Annotated in this window: 18 protein-coding genes; 14 read left to right on the plus strand and 4 right to left on the minus strand. The window is 62.8% G+C overall.

The annotated features are described in order from the left end of the window. Positions 1–96: 96 nt before the first annotated feature. Complete coding sequence (locus O6P39_RS11070) at positions 97–648, minus strand: exonuclease domain-containing protein (protein WP_275611380.1); 552 nt, start codon at positions 646–648, stop codon at positions 97–99. Between the two features lie 103 nt (positions 649–751). Here O6P39_RS11070 and O6P39_RS11075 point away from each other — a divergent pair, with 103 nt between their 5' ends. Further along, positions 752–1,630, plus strand: a complete 879-nt coding sequence (locus tag O6P39_RS11075) for an NAD(P)-dependent oxidoreductase (protein ID WP_275611381.1) — start codon at positions 752–754, stop codon at positions 1,628–1,630. A 38-nt stretch (positions 1,631–1,668) separates the two neighbouring features. On the opposite strand, the gene O6P39_RS11080 is transcribed toward O6P39_RS11075, so the two are convergent. Continuing rightward, positions 1,669–2,010, minus strand: coding sequence for a DMT family protein (locus tag O6P39_RS11080; protein ID WP_275611382.1), 342 nt, complete (start codon positions 2,008–2,010; stop codon positions 1,669–1,671). Between the two features lie 174 nt (positions 2,011–2,184). Between O6P39_RS11080 and O6P39_RS11085 the strand changes: the two genes are divergently transcribed. Then, the gene (locus O6P39_RS11085; RefSeq protein ID WP_275611383.1) at positions 2,185–2,439 is read left to right on the plus strand and encodes a YkgJ family cysteine cluster protein; all 255 of its coding nucleotides are present in this window, start codon (positions 2,185–2,187) and stop codon (positions 2,437–2,439) included. A gap of 111 nt (positions 2,440–2,550) precedes the next feature. Then, positions 2,551–3,159: an START domain-containing protein gene (locus tag O6P39_RS11090; RefSeq protein WP_275611384.1), complete on the plus strand. Its 609-nt coding sequence runs from the start codon at positions 2,551–2,553 to the stop codon at positions 3,157–3,159. A 221-nt stretch (positions 3,160–3,380) separates the two neighbouring features. Here O6P39_RS11090 and gltA read toward each other — a convergent pair whose 3' ends face one another. Continuing rightward, positions 3,381–4,667 carry a citrate synthase gene (gene gltA / locus O6P39_RS11095; protein WP_207883036.1) on the minus strand — a complete coding sequence of 429 codons (1,287 nt, stop codon included), beginning with the start codon at positions 4,665–4,667 and terminating at the stop codon, positions 3,381–3,383. 352 nt (positions 4,668–5,019) lie between these two features. On the opposite strand from gltA, the gene sdhC reads away from it, so the two are divergent. From sdhC to O6P39_RS11150, 11 genes are all read left to right on the plus strand, one after another. Beyond that, positions 5,020–5,406: a succinate dehydrogenase, cytochrome b556 subunit gene (gene sdhC, locus O6P39_RS11100; protein WP_275611385.1), complete on the plus strand. Its 387-nt coding sequence runs from the start codon at positions 5,020–5,022 to the stop codon at positions 5,404–5,406. After that, the gene (gene sdhD / locus O6P39_RS11105; protein ID WP_275611386.1) at positions 5,400–5,768 is read left to right on the plus strand and encodes a succinate dehydrogenase, hydrophobic membrane anchor protein; all 369 of its coding nucleotides are present in this window, start codon (positions 5,400–5,402) and stop codon (positions 5,766–5,768) included. Before sdhC ends, sdhD begins: the two co-directional genes overlap by 7 nt. A 3-nt stretch (positions 5,769–5,771) precedes the next feature. Continuing rightward, entirely contained in the window at positions 5,772–7,544 is a 1,773-nt protein-coding gene (gene sdhA / locus O6P39_RS11110; RefSeq protein WP_275611387.1) for a succinate dehydrogenase flavoprotein subunit, read from the plus strand. Positions 7,545–7,555: 11 nt separating this feature from the next. Continuing rightward, positions 7,556–8,263 carry a succinate dehydrogenase iron-sulfur subunit gene (locus tag O6P39_RS11115; RefSeq protein ID WP_275611388.1) on the plus strand — a complete coding sequence of 236 codons (708 nt, stop codon included), beginning with the start codon at positions 7,556–7,558 and terminating at the stop codon, positions 8,261–8,263. Positions 8,264–8,509: 246 nt separating this feature from the next. Beyond that, complete coding sequence (locus O6P39_RS11120) at positions 8,510–11,341, plus strand: 2-oxoglutarate dehydrogenase E1 component (protein ID WP_275611389.1); 2,832 nt, start codon at positions 8,510–8,512, stop codon at positions 11,339–11,341. 42 nt (positions 11,342–11,383) lie between these two features. Next, positions 11,384–12,610, plus strand: a complete 1,227-nt coding sequence (gene odhB, locus O6P39_RS11125; protein ID WP_275611390.1) for a 2-oxoglutarate dehydrogenase complex dihydrolipoyllysine-residue succinyltransferase — start codon at positions 11,384–11,386, stop codon at positions 12,608–12,610. A gap of 81 nt (positions 12,611–12,691) precedes the next feature. After that, positions 12,692–14,128, plus strand: coding sequence for a dihydrolipoyl dehydrogenase (gene lpdA / locus O6P39_RS11130; protein ID WP_275611391.1), 1,437 nt, complete (start codon positions 12,692–12,694; stop codon positions 14,126–14,128). Positions 14,129–14,287: 159 nt separating this feature from the next. Then, the gene (gene sucC, locus O6P39_RS11135; protein WP_017518067.1) at positions 14,288–15,454 is read left to right on the plus strand and encodes an ADP-forming succinate--CoA ligase subunit beta; all 1,167 of its coding nucleotides are present in this window, start codon (positions 14,288–14,290) and stop codon (positions 15,452–15,454) included. Continuing rightward, positions 15,454–16,335: a succinate--CoA ligase subunit alpha gene (gene sucD, locus O6P39_RS11140; RefSeq protein ID WP_207883052.1), complete on the plus strand. Its 882-nt coding sequence runs from the start codon at positions 15,454–15,456 to the stop codon at positions 16,333–16,335. The genes sucC and sucD overlap by 1 nt, the downstream gene beginning before the upstream one ends. A 485-nt stretch (positions 16,336–16,820) precedes the next feature. Beyond that, positions 16,821–18,134 (plus strand): branched-chain amino acid transport system II carrier protein, encoded by a 1,314-nt coding sequence (gene brnQ, locus O6P39_RS11145; RefSeq protein ID WP_275611392.1) that lies wholly within the window; start codon positions 16,821–16,823, stop codon positions 18,132–18,134. Between the two features lie 148 nt (positions 18,135–18,282). Then, on the plus strand, positions 18,283–19,038 hold the full coding sequence (locus O6P39_RS11150) for a DUF599 family protein (protein ID WP_275611393.1): 756 nt from the start codon (positions 18,283–18,285) through the stop codon (positions 19,036–19,038). Between the two features lie 207 nt (positions 19,039–19,245). Here O6P39_RS11150 and O6P39_RS11155 read toward each other — a convergent pair whose 3' ends face one another. Next, positions 19,246–19,467, minus strand: a complete 222-nt coding sequence (locus O6P39_RS11155; protein ID WP_275611394.1) for a hypothetical protein — start codon at positions 19,465–19,467, stop codon at positions 19,246–19,248. Positions 19,468–19,598: the final 131 nt, after the last annotated feature.

The raw sequence follows: 19,598 nt of genomic DNA on the forward strand, positions 1-19,598 counted from the left end.
GAGGGGTGAAAAAGGGCTGGCCAGTATGCCCAAGGGCGCAGGCGGCGTCACTAGAGGCGCAGCAGGGGACCGTGCGGTCGGCAGCGAACCGTGGATTCAGCTGGTGACCGGCAGGGCGAGCGGCAGCAGGCGGGCGGTGTTGCGGGCGTCCTCCAGGGCGCGGTGCTGTTGCCCCTGGAAGTGCAGGCCGGCCAGGTGCAATGCGGCATTCAAGCCGACCGGGCGTTTCAGTTGGCGGGCCTCGGCGAAGCGTTGCTTGAGGTTGATGTGTGGCACGCGGGCGAGGTGGCTGTCCAGGCTCTGCCTGCGCCATTCGATCTCAAGCTGGTGGCGGTCGTAGTCGCCCCAACTGGTCCAGCCGGCCAGGCGCGGGCTGTGCTGCGCGAGCCAACGTTCGAACTGTGGCCAGACCTCGCGCAAGGGCGCTGCCGCATCGACGTTGGCCTGGCTGATGTGGGTGAGTTCGCGGCAGAAACTGGTCAGCAGCGGCCGGCGCTGTGGCCGGACGAAACGCTGGAAGTGATCCAGCTCGCGGCCGTCGGCCTCGGCGACGAGCGTTGCGCCGATTTCGATGATCTCCATTTCCTCGACCGGCCAGCCGCCTTCCTCGGTGGTGGCTTCCAGGTCGATCACCAGCCAGTGGGGCATAGTGGATGCTCGCGGATGAAGGTCTCCGCAGTATGGAAGGGCTTTTCAGGACCGGCAAACCGCTGTGCTAGGCTCAGCGCCTTTCGATGGCGAGGGGTAGGGCATGGCTAAAGTCGCTTTCATCGGCCTGGGTGTGATGGGGTACCCCATGGCGGGCCATCTGCAGCGCGAGGGGCACGAGGTGTGCGTGTACAACCGTACGGCGTCACGGGCGGCGCGCTGGGTCGAACAATTCGGCGGCAGCTCGGCGGCGACGCCCTGCGAGGCGGCGCAATGGGCGGAGTTCGTGATGTGCTGCGTGGGCAATGACGACGATCTGCGCAGCGTGGTGCTGGGCGAGGACGGCGCGTTGGCGGGCATGCAGCCGGGCGCGGTACTGATCGATCACACCACCGCGTCGGCGCAGGTCGCTCGCGAGCTCGCGGTGCTGGCGGCGGAGCGCGAGCTGGGCTTCCTCGATGCGCCGGTGTCCGGAGGCCAGGCGGGGGCTGAGAACGGTGCGCTGACGGTGATGGTCGGTGGCGATCTGCTGATCTTCAAGCGTGCCGAGTCGATAATCGCCACCTACGCACGGATGGTGCGGTTGATGGGGCCCGTGGGCAGCGGCCAGTTGACCAAGATGGTCAACCAGATCTGTGTCGGCGGCTTGCTGCAGGGGCTCTCGGAAGCCCTGCACTTCGCCCGCAGCGCGGGCCTCGATGGCATGGCTGCCATGGAAGTGATCAGCAAGGGCGCGGCGCAGTCCTGGCAACTGGAGAACCGCCACCAGAGCATGCTGGAGGGGCGCTTCGACTTCGGCTTCGCGGTGGACTGGATGCGCAAGGACCTGGGCATGGTGCTCGACGAGGCGCGCCGCAACGGCGCCCAGTTGCCAGTCACTGCACTGGTGGACCAGTTCTACGCCGAGGTGCAGGCCGCTGGCGGCGGCCGCTGGGATACCTCCAGCCTGATCACCCGTCTCAAGGACGGCCCGCAGTCCTGAGCGGGGAGGGTGCCGCCAGCGGCGGCACCCGTTCGGTCTCAGGCGCGGAAGATGAAGTACACCGCGCCGAGCAGGCAGAGGCCGGCCCACAGGTAATCGAGCTTCAACGGCTGTTGCATGAAGTACACGCTGAACGGCACGAACACCGCCAGGGTGATCACTTCCTGCATGATCTTCAGTTGTCCGACCGATAGTGCTGTGTAGCCGATGCGATTGGCCGGTACCTGCAACAGGTATTCGAACAGCGCGATCCCCCAGCTGACCAGCGCTGCGACTATCCACGGCTTGGTGTTGAGGGTCTTCAGATGGCCGTACCAGGCGAAAGTCATGAACAGGTTGGAAAGCACCAGGAGAAAGGTGGTTTGCAGCCAGACCGGCATGGTGAAGAGCTCCATCTGAGAGGTGTGCGAAGCCTAATGGATGCTTGGTGAGACAGGAAGGTCCGGGCCACTGATCCGGTCAGCTTGGCGGCAAGCGCGGCGGGCTATATCCTCGGCGCCCGATTTTCACCATCCCGTCCTGCCTGGGCGGATGTCCGACTCGAGAGTCCCCGAATGCAGTGCCGTATCGGCTGTGGCGCCTGTTGCATCGCGCCGTCGATTTCCTCGCCCATTCCCGGTATGCCCGATGGCAAGCCGGCGGGTGTGCGTTGCGTGCAACTGGACGAGCGCAATCTCTGCAAGCTGTTCGGCGATGCGCGCCGGCCGGCCGTCTGCTCGGCATTCGATGCCGACCCCGAAGCCTGCGGCCAGAGCAACGAGCAGGCCCTGCGCATCCTCACCGAATGGGAGCGGATCACCGCGGTCTGAGTGACTTGGAGGTCACGATTTTAGGGGCCATACTGAGCCCCATTCCGCTCAAGACCGCGGATTCCGAGGGCGAGCGTGCCCGACAAACCAAGAATAAAGAGAGGTATGACGATGCGTGGTGTACTGCGTATGACCCTGCTGGCCACTGCCGTGATGGGGCTGGCCGGGACCGCGATGGCGGAAGACTGGCAGCTGGCCAAGGACGAGGATGGCGTCAAGGTCTATCTGAGCAGCGTGCCGGGCTCCAAGTACAAGGCCTACCGTGGCGTCGTCGACATCAAGGCTGACGTGGCAACCATCAGCGCCCTGCAGGAGGACGTCAAAGGCTCCTGCAAGTGGATTCACGCCTGCGGCGAGATGCGTCTGCTCAAGAGCGAGGGCGCTGACACCTGGACCTACTCGAAGATCGACATGCCGTGGCCGGTGACCGGGCGTGACGTGGTGATCCACGCGACCACCGAGAAGACCGCCGACGGTGGCCTGATCCGCCACCTGAAGGCCGAGCCGACCTACATTCCGGAAGAGAAGGGTGAAATCCGCGTGCCGAAACTGATCGGCGAGTGGAAGCTGGTGCCCAAGGCTGCCGGCGTGACCGAGGTGACCTACCAGGTGCAGACCGAACCGGGCGGCAGCATTCCGTCCTGGCTGGCCAACAGCTTCGTGGTCGATGCGCCGATGAACACCCTGAAGGGCCTGCGCAGCGTTGCCGAGAAGAAGTAAGCGCTGTTTGCCCAGACGAAAAGCCGCCCTCGGGCGGCTTTTTCTTTCCCGGTAGGAGCATGTCGGTCGGCTCTTCGTAGGAGCGAGCTTGCTCGCGAGCCGCTTGATGCTGGTGTCGCCGGGAGCCCTGTTCGCGAGCAAGCTCGCTCCTACAGGAGGGGTTTCCCGCCAAAGCAATAAAAAGGCCGCCCGAAGGCGGCCTTTTCTTTACGCCGTGGCGCTTACTTGCGGTCCTTGAGGGACACGAAGTCGCGCTGGGCGCTGCCGGTGTACAGCTGGCGCGGACGGCCAATCTTGTACGGACCGGAGAGCATTTCCTGCCAATGCGAGATCCAGCCCACGGTACGTGCCAGGGCGAAGATCACGGTGAACATGCTGGTCGGAATACCGATGGCCTTCAGGATGATGCCGGAGTAGAAGTCCACGTTCGGGTAGAGGTTGCGCTCCACGAAGTAGGGATCGTGGCGGGCGATTTCTTCCAGCTTCATGGCCAGTTCCAGCTGCGGGTCGTTGATGCCCAGCTCCTGGAGAACCTCGTCGCAGGTCTGCTTCATGACCTTGGCGCGCGGGTCGAAGTTCTTGTACACGCGGTGGCCGAAGCCCATCAGCTTGAACGGATCGTTCTTGTCCTTGGCCTTGGCCACGAACTTCTCGATGTTCGATACGTCACCGATCTCGTCCAGCATGCGCAGAACGGCTTCGTTCGCACCGCCGTGAGCCGGGCCCCACAGGGCGGCAATGCCCGAGGCGATACAGGCGAACGGGTTGGCCCCCGAGGAGCCCGCCAGGCGTACGGTGGAGGTGGAGGCGTTCTGCTCGTGGTCGGCGTGCAGGATGAAGATGCGGTCCATGGCCTTGGCCAGCACAGGGCTGATCGGCTTGGTCTCGCAAGGAGTGTTGAACATCATATGCAGGAAGTTTTCTGCATAGTTCAGGTCGTTGCGCGGATACATCATCGGCTCGCCCTTGGAGTACTTGTACACCATGGCGGCGATGGTCGGCATCTTGGCGATCAGGCGATGTGCCGAGACTTCCCGGTGCTTCGGATTATTGATGTCCAGGGAGTCGTGATAGAAGGCGGAGAGGGCACCGATCACGCCGCACATTACGGCCATCGGGTGCGCATCACGGCGGAAGCCGTTGAAGAAGGTCTTCAGCTGCTCATGAACCATGGTGTGGTTCTTGATGGTGCCGACGAATTGCTCCTTCTGCTCGGCGGTGGGCAGTTCGCCCTTGAGCAGCAGGTAGCAGGTTTCCAGGTAGTCGGAGTTCTCGGCGAGCTGCTCGATCGGGTAGCCACGGTGCAGCAGGACACCTTTATCACCATCGATGAAGGTGATCTTCGACTCGCAGGAGGCGGTGGACATGAAGCCGGGGTCGAAAGTGAAGTGGCCGGTGGAGGTCAGGCCGCGAACATCGACAACGTCGGGACCCAGCGTGCCGGAGAGGACAGGCAGTTCGACGGGGGCTGCGCCCTCGATGATCAACTGCGCTTTTTTGTCAGCCATGTAGGCCTCCTATTTATGCTTGAAATCATCTGTACGACCCCCCACGCAGGGCCCGCACCACTATAGAGAGATAAATCCGAATGTCAATTTGCACAATCGGACGAGATCGGCTCCTCCAAGCCTCTGTTTTGGCGAAAAAAATTGCCTGTTTACGCCTTTTAGGGGGGTGCGGCAATTAGTCCTTAGGTGGAGGTCTTTCCGTTGTCATTAGGGGCCTAACTGTCTATACTCGGCGACCAGCCGCCAAGGGCCGTCCGGCCTTGCTTGATTGGTGGTTGTCACTCCCGAAGGTGATGGGTACCTGACAAGTGCACCTCCCGACAACTAGCCCTGCTCCTAAAGGGCTCTCAGTGTGAAAAAAGCCGTGAATAGCAAACGACCTGTAAACCTAGACCTAAGGACCATCAAACTCCCTGTCACCGCTTACACGTCCATTCTCCACCGCATCTCTGGCGTCATCCTGTTCGTGGGCATTGCCGTGCTGCTGTTCGCACTCGACAAGTCCCTCGCATCGGAAGAAAGCTTCGAGCAGGTGAAGGCGTGTCTGGCCAATCCGTTGGCCAAACTGGTGATCTGGGGCCTGCTGTCTGCGCTGCTGTACCACCTGGTAGCTGGTGTTCGTCACCTCGTCATGGACGCGGGTGTCGGTGAAACGCTGGAAGGCGGTAAGCGTGGTTCGAAAATCGTACTCGCTGTTGCAGTGGTACTGATCGTTCTGGCGGGGGTCTGGGTATGGTAACTAACGTCACTAACTTCTCGCGTTCCGGCCTCTATGACTGGATGGCTCAACGCGTTTCCGCGGTCGTTCTCGCGGCTTATGTTCTGTTCCTGCTGGGCTACCTCGTCGCGCACCCGAACATCTCGTACGCGGAGTGGCATGGTCTGTTCTCCCACAGCCTGATAAAAATCTTCAGCCTGTTGACGCTGGTTGCCCTGAGCGTGCACGCGTGGGTCGGCATGTGGACCATCACTACCGACTACCTGACTCCGATGGCCCTCGGCAAAGCCGCGACCGTCGTGCGTTTCCTCGTCCAGGCAGTATGCGGCATGGCCATGTTCGCATTCTTCGTCTGGGGTGTGCAGATTCTCTGGGGTAACTGATCCATGGCTAGCAACCGTACTCTTTCCTTCGACGCCATCATCGTTGGTGGCGGCGGCGCCGGCATGCGTGCCGCGCTGCAACTGGCCCAGGGCGGCCACAAGACTGCCGTGGTGACCAAGGTCTTCCCGACCCGTTCGCACACCGTATCCGCCCAGGGCGGCATCACCTGCGCCATCGCTTCGGCCGACCCGAACGACGATTGGCGCTGGCACATGTACGACACCGTCAAGGGCTCCGACTACATCGGTGACCAAGACGCGATCGAATACATGTGCTCCGTCGGCCCGGAAGCCGTGTTCGAACTGGAACACATGGGTCTGCCGTTCTCCCGTACCGAGCAGGGCCGCATCTACCAGCGTCCGTTCGGTGGCCAGTCCAAGGACTTCGGCAAGGGTGGTCAGGCTGCCCGTACCTGCGCCGCCGCTGACCGTACCGGTCACGCGCTGCTGCACACCCTCTATCAGGCCAACCTGAAGAACGGTACCTCCTTCCTTAATGAGTGGTACGCGGTCGACCTGGTGAAGAACCAGGACGGTCACGTTGTCGGCATCATCGCCATCTGCATCGAGACCGGCGAAACCGTCTACATCCGCTCCAAGGCCGTGGTACTGGCCACTGGCGGTGCCGGCCGTATCTACGCCTCCACCACCAACGCCCTGATCAACACCGGCGACGGCGTGGGCATGGCCCTGCGCGCTGGCGTACCGGTCCAGGACATCGAAATGTGGCAGTTCCACCCGACCGGCATCGCCGGCGCCGGTGTGCTGGTCACCGAAGGCTGCCGTGGTGAAGGTGGTTACCTGATCAACGCCCATGGCGAGCGCTTCATGGAGCGTTACGCTCCGAACGCCAAGGACCTGGCCGGCCGCGACGTGGTTGCCCGCTCCATGGTCAAGGAAGTGATCGCCGGCAACGGCGTGGGCCCGAACAAGGACCACGTACTGCTGAAACTCGACCACCTCGGCGAGGAAGTTCTGCACAGCCGCCTGCCCGGCATCTGCGAACTGTCCAAGACCTTCGCCCACGTCGACCCGGTCGTTGCTCCGATCCCGGTTATCCCGACCTGCCACTACATGATGGGCGGCGTTGCCACCAACATCCATGGCCAGGCCCTGACCATGGACGCCAACGGCAACGACCAGATCGTCGAAGGCCTGTTCGCGGTCGGTGAAGTGGCTTGCGTATCGGTACACGGCGCCAACCGCCTGGGCGGCAACTCGCTGCTCGACCTGGTGGTCTTCGGTCGCGCAACCGGTCTGCACCTGGAAAAGGCCCTCAAAGAGGGTATCGAGCACCGTGGCGCCTCCGAGAGCGACCTGGAAGCTTCGTTCAAGCGCCTGAATGGCGTGAACGAGCGCACCAGCGGCGAAGAAGTCGCCCCGCTCAAGCGCGAGCTGCAATCGTGCATGCAGAACTACTTCGGTGTATTCCGTACCGGCGAATACATGCAGAAGGGCATCGCTCAACTGGCTGATCTGCGTGAGCGTATCGCGAACGTCAAGATCAACGACAAGAGCCAGGCTTTCAACACCGCGCGTATCGAAGCGCTGGAACTGCAGAACCTCCTCGAAGTGGCCGAAGCCACCGCGATCGCCGCCGAGCATCGCAAAGAGTCCCGCGGCGCCCATGCTCGCGAAGACTTCGAGGAGCGCGATGACGAGAACTGGCTGTGCCACACCCTGTACTTCCCGGGTGAGAAGCGCGTTGCCAAGCGTGCCGTCAACTTCGCGCCGAAGACTGTTCCGGCATTCGAACCCAAGGTTCGTACTTACTAAGGGTGCCCGCCATGTTGCAAGTGAGTGTTTACCGCTACAACCCTGAGAAGGACGCTGCGCCCTACATGCAGGACTTCCAGGTCAATACCGACGGCAAGGACGTGATGGTCCTGGACGTGCTGGCGCTGATCAAGGAACAGGACGAAGGTTTCTCCTACCGTCGCTCCTGCCGTGAAGGCGTCTGCGGTTCCGACGGCATGAACATCAACGGCAAGAACGGTCTGGCCTGCATCACTCCGCTGTCGGCCGCTGGCCTGAAAGGCGGCAAGCTGGTGCTGCGTCCGCTGCCGGGCCTGCCGGTGATCCGTGACCTGGTCGTCGACATGAGCATCTTCTACAAGCAGTACGAGAAGGTGAAGCCGTTCCTGCAGAACGATACTCCGGCTCCGGCCATCGAGCGTCTGCAAACCCCGGAAGAGCGCGAGAAGCTGGACGGTCTGTACGAGTGCATCCTGTGCGCCTGCTGCTCGACCTCCTGCCCGTCCTTCTGGTGGAACCCCGACAAGTTCCTCGGTCCCGCTGCGCTGCTGCAGGCCTATCGTTTCCTGGCCGATAGCCGCGACACCAAGACCGAAGAGCGTCTGGCTTCGCTGGATGACCCGTTCAGCGTATTCCGCTGCCGCGGGATCATGAACTGCGTGAACGTCTGCCCGAAGGGTCTGAACCCGACCAAGGCAATCGGCCACGTACGTAACATGCTGCTGCAAAGCGGCACCTGATTCGCGGCCCAAGCCACGAGTCACTGCAAGAGCAACACCTGCACCGCCGGAACAATCCGGCGGTGCAGTACTGCGGACCCAAGCCCACAAAGCGGGGGTCCTGACTTGAAAACGTATATATGACCAGCAGGGGCATCCGGGCTGGTACCCGGACTATCTGCGGGAATCGGTGGCTAGAAGTCGCTGTGTATGACTTCAAGCCAGAGATTTCATCAGGTGGAGTCCCCTTACCGAGGGTGACCAAGCATGCACGAAAGCGTAATGCAGCGGATGTGGAACAGTGCCCATCTATCCGGTGGTAACGCTGCCTACGTCGAAGAGCTCTACGAGCTCTACCTGCACGACCCGAACGCTGTGCCAGAAGAGTGGCGCACGTACTTCCAGAAGCTCCCCGCCGACGGCAATCCCGCCCCCGACGTCTCGCATTCCTCCATCCGTGATCATTTCGTACTCCTGGCCAAGAACCAGCGCCGCGCTGCGCCTGTTTCCGCTGGCAGCGTAAGCACCGAGCACGAGAAGAAGCAGGTCGAAGTCCTGCGCCTGATCCTGGCATACCGTTTGCGCGGCCATCAGGCGGCGAAGCTCGATCCGCTGGGCCTCTGGGTGCGTACCGCTCCCGCCGACCTGTCGCTGGAGCACTACGGGCTTACTGCTGCAGACCTCGACACCACCTTCCGTACCGGTGAGCTCTACATCGGCAAGGAAGAAGCCACCCTGCGTGAAATCGTCGATGCGCTGAAGCAGACCTACTGCAGCACCATCGGCGCCGAGTTCATGCACATCGTCGATTCCGAGCAGCGCCACTGGTTCGCTCAGCGCCTGGAAAGCGTGCGTGGCCGTCCGGCGTACTCCGCCGACGCCCGTTCCCACCTGCTGGAGCGCCTGACCGCTGCCGAAGGCCTGGAGAAGTACCTGGGCACCAAGTACCCGGGCACCAAGCGTTTCGGCCTGGAAGGCGGCGAGAGCCTGATTCCGATGGTCGACGAGATCATCCAGCGCTCCGGCTCCTACGGCGTCAAGGAAATCGTCATCGGCATGGCCCACCGTGGCCGTCTGAACGTCCTGGTCAACACCCTGGGCAAGAACCCGCGCGACCTCTTCGACGAGTTCGAAGGCAAGAAGCTGGTCGAGCTGGGCTCCGGCGACGTGAAGTACCACCAGGGCTTCTCCTCCAACGTCATGACCACCGGTGGCGAAGTCCACCTGGCCCTGGCGTTCAACCCCTCGCACCTGGAAATCGTTTCCCCGGTGGTCGAGGGCTCGGTACGCGCCCGTCAGGATCGTCGTAAGGACGGCAGTGGCGACAAGGTCGTGCCGATCTCCATCCACGGCGATGCCGCTTTCGCGGGGCAGGGCGTGGTCATGGAGACCTTCCAGATGTCCCAGACCCGTGCTTACAAGACGGGCGGCACCATCCACATCGTGATCAACAACCAGGTAGGCTTCACCACCAGCCGCCAGGACGATGCTCGTTCCACCGAGTACGCGACCGACGTGGCCAAGATGATCCAGGCGCCGATCTTCCATGTGAACGGCGACGATCCGGAAGCGGTCCTGTTCGTGACCCAGCTGGCCGTCGACTACCGCATGCAGTTCAAGCGTGACGTGGTCATCGACCTGGTCTGCTACCGCCGTCGCGGCCACAACGAGGCCGACGAACCGAGCGGCACCCAGCCGCTGATGTACCAGCAGATCGCCAAGCAGCGCACCACTCGCGACATCTACGCCGACGCGCTGATCGCCGCGGGCGTGCAGACTGCCGCGCAGGCCCAGGAGAAGGTCGACGAATACCGCGACGCTCTCGACAACGGCCAGCACGTGGTGAAGAGCCTGGTGAAGGAGCCCAACAAGGAGCTCTTCGTCGACTGGCGTCCGTACGTGGGCCATGCCTGGACCGCGCGTCACGACACCCGCTTCGACCTGAAGACCCTGCAGGATCTGTCCGCCAAGCTGCTGGAAACTCCGGACGGCTTCGTCATGCAGCGTCAGGTGCAGAAGATCTACGAAGACCGCGCGAAGATGGCTGCCGGCGGCATGCCCATCAACTGGGGCTTCGCCGAGAACCTGGCCTACGCCACCCTGCTGTTCGAAGGTCACCCGGTGCGCATGACCGGTCAGGATGTCGGCCGCGGCACCTTCTCGCACCGCCACGCTGCGCTGCACAACCAGAAGGACGACTCGGTCTACATTCCGCTGGCTCACCTGTTCGACGGCCAGCCGCGCGTCAGCCTGTACGACTCCTACCTCTCGGAAGAAGCCGTACTGGCCTTCGAATACGGCTACGCCACCACCACGCCGAACGCGCTGGTGATCTGGGAAGCCCAGTTCGGTGACTTCGCCAACGGTGCGCAGGTCGTGATCGACCAGTTCATCACCAGCGGCGAGACCAAGTGGCAGCGCCTCTGCGGTCTGACCATGCTGCTGCCGCACGGTTACGAAGGCCAGGGTCCGGAGCACTCCTCCGCGCGCCTGGAGCGTTACCTGCAACTGTGCGCCGAGCAGAACATCCAGGTCTGCGTGCCGACTACTCCGGCCCAGGTCTACCACATGCTGCGTCGTCAGGTGATCCGTCCGCTGCGCAAGCCGCTGATCGTGATGACTCCGAAGTCGCTGCTGCGTCACAAGCTGGCCATCTCGACCCTGGAAGATCTGGCCAACGGCTCGTTCCAGACCGTGATCGGCGAGATCGACAACCTGGATCCGAAGAAGGTCGACCGCATCGTGCTGTGCAGCGGCAAGGTGTACTACGACCTGCTGGAGAAGCGCCGTGCGGAAGGCCGCGAGGACGTCGCGATCGTGCGTCTGGAGCAGCTCTATCCGTTCCCGGAAGACGATCTGGCCGAGGTGCTGTCGCAGTACAAGAACCTCAAGCACATCGTCTGGTGCCAGGAAGAGCCGATGAACCAGGGCGCCTGGTACTGCTCGCAGCACCACATGCGTCGTGTCATCGCCGCGCACAAGAAAGGTCTCAACCTGGAATACGCGGGCCGCGAAGGCTCCGCAGCTCCGGCTTGCGGCTACGCTTCGATGCACGCCGAGCAGCAGGAAAAACTGCTGCAGGACGCCTTCACCGTTTAACGCCAACGCGCAGTTGATACCGAATTTAAGGAAACACACATAATGGCTATCGAAATCAAAGCCCCAACCTTCCCGGAATCGGTTGCCGACGGCACCGTTGCAACCTGGCACAAGAAGGTCGGTGAGGCCGTCAAGCGTGACGAACTGATCGTCGACATCGAAACCGACAAGGTCGTGATCGAAGTGCTCGCCGAGGCTGATGGCGTCCTGGCTGAGATCGTCAAGGGCGAGGGCGACACCGTTCTCTCCAACGAACTACTGGGCAAGCTGAGCGAAGGCGGTGCCGCCGCTGCCGCTCCGGCTGCTGCCGCAGCTCCGGCTGCCGCCCCGGCCGCCGCTGCCCCGGCTGCTGCCGCTGACGACAACATCCTGTCGCCGGCCGCTCGCAAGCTCGCCGAAGAAAACGGCATCGACCCGAACAGCCTGGCCGGCACCGGCAAGGGCGGTCGCGTCACCAAGGAAGACGTCGTCGCTGCCGTTGAAGCCAAGAAGAATGCCCCGGCTGCTGCGCCGGTTGCCAAGGCTGCCGCTCCGGCCGCCGAAGCTCCGGTGTTCGCCGCTGGCGATCGCGTTGAGAAGCGCGTGCCGATGACCCGCCTGCGCGCCAAGGTTGCCGAGCGTCTGGTCGAAGCCCAGTCCTCCATGGCCATGCTGACTACCTTCAACGAAGTCAACATGAAGCCGATCATGGACCTGCGCAACAAGTACAAGGACCTGTTCGAGAAGAAGCACAACGGCGTTCGCCTGGGCTTCATGTCCTTCTTCGTCAAGGCCGCCACCGAAGCCCTGAAGCGCTTCCCGGGCGTCAACGCCTCGATCGACGGCAACGACATTGTCTACCACGGCTACCAGGACATCGGTGTCGCCGTATCCAGCGACCGCGGTCTGGTCGTTCCGGTACTGCGTAACGCCGAGTTCATGAGCCTGGCCGAGATCGAGAACGGCATCGCCACCTTCGGCAAGAAAGCCAAAGACGGCAAGCTGTCCATCGAAGACATGACCGGTGGTACTTTCACCATTTCCAACGGTGGCGTATTCGGTTCCCTGCTGTCGACTCCGATCGTCAACCCGCCGCAGACCGCCATCCTCGGCATGCACAAGATCCAGGAGCGCCCGATGGCCGTTAACGGCCAGGTGGTAATCCTGCCGATGATGTACCTGGCGCTGTCCTACGATCACCGCATGATCGACGGCAAGGAAGCGGTAAGCTTCCTGGTCACCATGAAGGATCTGCTGGAAGATCCGGCTCGCCTGCTGCTGGACGTCTGATTCGTCAATTCACACGACGGCCCCGTACTACACGACGGCCCCGAGAGGGGCCGTCCGCTTCACCGGAATAAGGATTGAGATATGAGCCAGAAATTCGACGTGGTTGTGATTGGCGCCGGCCCCGGCGGTTATGTAGCCGCCATCCGTGCCGCCCAACTCGGCCTGAAGACCGCCTGCATCGAGAAGTACATCGGTAAAGAGGGCAAGGTTGCCCTCGGCGGTACCTGCCTGAACGTAGGCTGCATTCCGTCCAAGGCACTGCTGGACAGCTCCTGGAAGTACAAGGAAGCCAAAGAGGGCTTTGAGGTCCACGGTATCTCCACTGGCGGCGTGAAGATGGACGTTCCGGCGATGGTTGCCCGCAAGGCCAACATCGTTAAGAACCTGACCGGCGGTATCGCCACCCTGTTCAAGGCCAACGGCGTGACCTCCTTCGAAGGCCACGGCAAGGTCCTGGCCAACAAGCAGGTCGAAGTGACCGGCCTGGACGGCAAGGTCGAGGTCCTGGAAGCCGAGAACATCATCATCGCTTCGGGCTCCAAGCCGGTTGAAATCCCGCCGGCCCCGCTGACCGACGACGTCATCGTCGACTCCACCGGCGCCCTGGAATTCCAGAGCGTACCGAAGAAGCTGGGCGTGATCGGCGCCGGCGTCATCGGTCTGGAACTGGGTTCGGTCTGGGCTCGCCTGGGTGCTGAAGTCACCGTTCTGGAAGCCCTGGACAAGTTCCTCCCGGCCGCCGACGAGCAGGTCGCCAAGGAAGCCCTGAAGGTCCTGACCAAGCAAGGTCTGAACATCCGCCTGGGCGCCCGCGTCACCGGTTCGGAAGTGAAGAAGAAGCAAGTCACCGTAACCTTCACCGACGCCAACGGCGAGCAGAAGGAAACCTTCGACAAGCTGATCGTGGCCGTGGGCCGTCGCCCGGTGACCACCGACCTGCTGGCCGCCGACAGCGGCGTGACCATGGATGAGCGCGGCTTCATCTTCGTCGACGACCACTGCAAGACCAGCGTTCCGGGCGTCTACGCCATCGGTGACGTGGTCCGCGGCGCCATGCTGGCGCACAAGGCCTCGGAAGAGGGCGTGATGGTTGCCGAGCGCATCGCCGGCCACAAGGCTCAGATGAACTATGACCTGATTCCGTCGGTGATCTACACCCACCCGGAAATCGCATGGGTCGGCAAGACCGAGCAGCAGCTCAAGGGCGAAGGCGTTGAAGTTAACGTCGGCACCTTCCCGTTCGCCGCCAGCGGCCGCGCCATGGCTGCCAACGATACCACCGGCCTGGTCAAGGTCATCGCCGATGCCAAGACCGACCGCGTACTGGGCGTCCACGTGATCGGCCCGAGCGCCGCCGAGCTGGTTCAGCAGGGCGCGATCGGCATGGAATTCGGCACCAGTGCCGAAGACCTGGGCATGATGGTCTTCTCCCACCCGACTCTGTCCGAAGCGCTGCACGAAGCGGCCCTGGCAGTGAATGGCCACGCCATCCACATCGCCAACCGCAAGAAGCGCTAAGGAACGGGACCACGGCGGGGAGGGCGGCAGTCTTTTGCGAGGGGCTGCCGTCCACTCCGCCGGATCGTTTCTCCCCTGAGGGGACTCGGTCACAGGTGGCGTGGTGCCACGAGCGCCGCGCCTTATGCGCAATACCCAAGACGAAAACGGTAGACAAGCATGAATCTCCACGAATATCAGGGTAAGCAGCTGTTCGCTGAGTACGGCCTGCCCGTATCCAAGGGCTTCGCCGTCGACACACCCGAAGAGGCCGCAGAAGCCTGTGAAAAGATCGGTGGTACCGAGTGGGTCGTTAAGGCCCAGGTACACGCTGGTGGCCGCGGTAAAGCGGGCGGTGTGAAGCTGGTCAAGAGCAAAGAGGACGCCAAGGCGTTCGCCGCCAACTGGCTGGGCAAGCGTCTGGTGACCTACCAGACTGACGCCAACGGCCAGCCGGTCAGCAAGATCCTGGTGGAATCCTGCACCGACATCGACAAGGAGCTGTACCTCGGCGCCGTTGTCGACCGTTCCAGCCGTCGCATCGTCTTCATGGCCTCCACCGAAGGTGGCGTGGACATCGAGAAAGTTGCGCACGAGACCCCTGAGAAGATCCTGAAGGCCACCATCGATCCGCTGGTTGGCGCTCAGCCGTTCCAGGGCCGCGAGCTGGCCTTCCAGCTGGGCCTGAAGGGCGACCAGATCAAGCAGTTCACCCACATCTTCGTTGGCCTGGCCAAGCTGTTCCAGGACTACGACCTGGCGCTGCTGGAAGTGAACCCGCTGGTGATCAAGAAAGACGGCAACCTGCACTGCCTGGACGCCAAGATCAACATCGACTCCAACGCCATGTACCGTCAGCCCAAGCTGCGCGCCATGCACGACCCGTCCCAGGACGACGCTCGTGAAGCCCATGCGCAGAAGTGGGAACTGAACTACGTCGCGCTGGAAGGCAACATCGGCTGCATGGTCAACGGCGCTGGCCTGGCCATGGGCACCATGGACATCGTCAACCTCCACGGCGGCAAGCCGGCCAACTTCCTCGACGTTGGCGGCGGTGCGACCAAAGAGCGCGTGACCGAAGCGTTCAAGATCATCCTGTCCGACAGCAACGTCGCTGCCGTTCTGGTGAACATCTTCGGCGGCATCGTTCGCTGCGACATGATTGCCGAAGGCATCATCGGCGCCGTGAAAGAAGTCGGCGTGAAAATCCCGGTTGTCGTTCGTCTGGAAGGCAACAACGCCGACCTCGGCGCCAAGGTCCTGGCCGAGAGCGGTCTGAACATCATCGCGGCGACCAGCCTGACCGACGCTGCCCAGCAAGTCGTCAAGGCCGCGGAGGGTAAGTAATGAGCGTCCTGATCAATAAAGACACCAAAGTCATCTGCCAGGGCTTCACCGGCTCGCAGGGTACCTTCCACTCCGAACAAGCCATCGCCTACGGCACCAAGATGGTTGGCGGCGTGACCCCCGGCAAGGGCGGTACCACCCACCTGGGCCTGCCGGTGTTCAACACCGTCAAGGAAGCTGTAGAAGCCACCGGCGCCGACGCCTCGGTCATCTACGTTCCGGCTCCGTTCTGCAAGGACTCGATCCTGGAAGCGGCCTTCGGCGGCATCAAGCTGATCGTCTGCATCACCGAAGGCATCCCGACCATCGACATGCTGGAAGCCAAGGTCAAGTGCGACGAACTGGGCGTACGCCTGATCGGCCCGAACTGCCCGGGCGTGATCACTCCCGGCGAGTGCAAGATCGGCATCATGCCGGGTCACATCCACCTGCCGGGCAAGGTAGGCATCGTGTCGCGTTCCGGCACCCTGACCTACGAAGCCGTGAAGCAGACCACCGACGCCGGCTTCGGCCAGTCCACCTGCGTGGGCATCGGTGGTGACCCGATCCCGGGCTCCAACTTCATCGACATCCTGAAGCTGTTCCAGGAAGACCCGAAAACCGAAGCCATCGTCATGATCGGCGAAATCGGTGGTTCGGCTGAAGAAGAAGCGGCTGCCTACATCAAGGCCAACGTGACCAAGCCGGTGGTGTCCTACATCGCTGGTGTTACCGCACCGCCCGGCAAGCGCATGGGCCACGCGGGCGCCATCATCTCCGGTGGCAAGGGCACTGCGGACGAGAAGTTCGCTGCCCTGCAGGACGCTGGCGTGAAAACCGTGCGTTCCCTGGCTGACATCGGCAAGGCCCTGGCCGAGCTGACCGGCTGGGCGGTCAAGTAAGCGTCTCGCTTACCGACCGTTAGCTGTGCAGGGGCCACCTTCGGGTGGCCTCTGTCATTTTGCCTGCATCGCACAAAGTTTCGATCAGGCGACACTCCCGTTCATTCCGCGGACTATCTGACGTACGTCAGTGCAGTTCATCGGAATGGATCGTTAGGCTAGCAACTATCTGAAGCGTCGCGTTCCCCACAAGGGAAGGCTCGCTCACCGTCACCTCCTACCCGGAAGCGGCGGCGATTCCTGACCGTCATGGATGGCGCGTCACCAGCATGCAGGATGCAACCGGGCCACGAGCTCATGGAAAACCTCTGCTATCGGACTTCCAAGAACAATCCTCCGTACCGGAATGACAGCAGCATCACAGGATGCGCAGGCTCGCCCCAAGTGAGTCAGCCAATCCCGTTCGATGCGGCTTTGTCACGTCTGTACGGTCGTTGTGCCCTGGGAGACCACGAAACCGTTTCAGCACTGTGGTATTTCCCTTCATGAACGTTTTGAAAGGCCAGGACATCCTGGCACTTGGTTTTATGACCTTCGCCCTGTTCGTCGGGGCGGGCAACATCATCTTCCCGCCGATCGTGGGCCTGCAGTCCGGTCCGCATGTCTGGATGGCGGCGCTGGGCTTCCTGATCACCGCGGTTGGCCTGCCGGTGATCACCGTCGTAGCGCTGGCCAAGGTCGGCGGGGCGATGGATACCCTCAGCCACCCGATCGGCCGCATCGCCGGCGGGCTGCTGGCGGCTGTCTGCTACCTGTCGGTCGGACCGCTGTTCGCCACCCCGCGCACCGCTACCGTCTCCTTCGAGGTAGGCCTGGCGCCGCTGACCGGGGAGGGCGCTCTGCCGCTGTTCCTCTACAGCCTGGTGTACTTCCTGGTGGTGCTGGTGATCTCGCTGTATCCGGGCAAGCTGCTCGATACCGTCGGCCGCTTCCTCGCGCCGCTGAAGATCATCGCCTTGGCCGCCCTGGGCATCGCCGCCTTCATGCTGCCGGCCGGCCCCATCGGCACCGCGGAACCGGCCTACCAGGCCGCCGCGTTCTCCCAGGGCTTCGTCAATGGCTACCTGACCATGGACACCCTCGGAGCGCTGGTCTTCGGCATCGTCATCGTCAACGCGATCCGTTCCCGTGGCGTGCAGTCGCCGCGCCTGATCACCCGCTACGCGATCATCGCCGGCCTGATCGCCGGTGTAGGCCTGGCGCTGGTGTATATCAGCCTGTTCCGCCTGGGCGCGGGCAGCCATGACATCGCCGCTGGCGCCAGCAACGGCGCCGCCGTCCTGCACGCCTACGTGCAGCACACCTTCGGCTCGCTGGGCAGCACCTTCCTGGCCGTGCTGATCGCGCTGGCCTGCCTGGTTACCGCCGTGGGCCTGACCTGCGCCTGCGCCGAGTACTTCTGCCGTATCCTGCCGCTGTCGTACCGCAGCCTGGTGATCATCCTTGCGGCGTTCTCGCTGCTGGTGTCGAACCTGGGCCTGACCAAGCTCATCCAGTTCTCGATCCCGGTACTGACCGCCATCTATCCGCCGTGCATCGTGCTGGTGGCGCTGAGCTTCTGCGCCAGCCTGTGGCGCTCGCAGACGCGCATCGTCGCCCCGGTCATGGTCATCTCCTTCATCTTCGGCCTCATCGACGCGCTCAAGGGCGCCAAGCTCGACGCCTGGATGCCGGGCTGGATGGAACATCTGCCGCTGGCCGAGCAGGGCCTCGCGTGGCTGATCCCGTCGGTAGTCATGCTGGCCGCGATGGCAGTGCTCGATCGTCTGCTGGGCAAGCCCCAGGAAGCGATGGCCTGACGCCCGCCGTGCAAACGAAAAAGGCCGCCCACAAGGCGGCCTTTTTCATGCCTGCATGGTCTTCTACAAGATTACAGACCGTGTCTTTCTCCGCATATCTGGCGTCTATCCGCCGCGTATTCCTTCAAAACCTCACGCAAGGACAAGCATGACCGACGTCGTCGACCTGTTCGATATCCAGTACCTGTGGAACCTGTTCGCCATCCTCTGGTTCCTCGTCTGCTGGATCGGCTACACCCGCTATGCCAAGGCCAAGGCCCGCGATACCGCTTGCCTGGCCAGCGTGCTGCACCTCTACCGCCAGGACTGGATGCGCCGCCTGTTGCTGCGCGACAACCGCGTGGCCGACGCCAGCGTGATCGGCAACCTGGAGCGCAACGCGTCGTTCTTCGCTTCCAGCACCCTGATCATCCTCGCCGGCATCCTGACCCTGCTGGGCTCAGCCGAACGCACCATCTCGGTGCTGGCCGACCTGCCGTTCGTGGCGCCGCCGACCCGCGGCCTGTCGGAGCTGAAGCTGCTCTGCTTGGCGGTGGTGTTCGTGTATGCCTTCTTCACCTTCAGCTGGTGCATGCGGCAATACAATTTCGCGGCGGTGCTGGTGGCTTCCGCGCCGATGGTGGGGGAGCGCAGCGTCGGCGAGCAGGAGCGCAAGATGTACGCCGAGCGCGCGGCGCGCGTGGTGTCGCTGGCGGCGCACCAGTTCAACCAGGGCCTGCGTACCTACTACTTCGGCCTGGCGATGCTCGCCTGGTTCATCAACCCGCTGATCTTCATGCTGGTGACCGCCGGAGTTGTAGGGGTGCTGTATCAGCGCGAGTTCCATTCCCGCGTGCTGCATGTGATGGTCTACACGCCTACGCCCCAGGCGGACGCCCCGCGCGACGACGATATCCCGGCCTGAGCTGACGCCGGATGCGACAAGGCCCGCGAATGCGGGCCTTGTGCTGTACAACGCGAGAAGCGGCTTATCGCCAGCTCACGATCTGCTGCGCGTCGGCATAACTGCGTTAAAAACAGGCTCGGAATGCTCATTTACAACTCGTAAACTCCGCTTCCTCGCCTGTTTTTGCCTTGTTCTGCTCTAGCTCGCGAGATCGTGAACAGGCTCTTACTGCTTCTGCTCTTCGCCTGCGGGCTCCTGCGGCGCGGTAGCCGGGGCTGCCGGTGCAGCCGGGGCGGCTTCAGGCGCCGGCGGAGTCGTCGGTGCCGGGGTGGCCGGCTGCTCAGTAGCGGCGGGCGCTGCCGGCGCTTTCGGCTCTTCTTTCTTGCCGCAGGCGGCAAGACCCAGACCGGCGATCAGCATCAGAGCGAGGGGAAGGGTTTTTTTCATGTGGAGCCTCCATGTGCGGCTTTCCTGGTGATAGCCCTTTGAGCAAGCGACCATCGAATAAGTTCAACGAATATTCCTACAGCGTAGGTTTTCATCACTGTAGGTGTGGCAGGGGGCGGGGTATGATGCGG

The sequence above is a fragment of the Pseudomonas sp. PSE14 genome, assembly GCF_029203285.1.
Lineage (GTDB): Bacteria > Pseudomonadota > Gammaproteobacteria > Pseudomonadales > Pseudomonadaceae > Pseudomonas.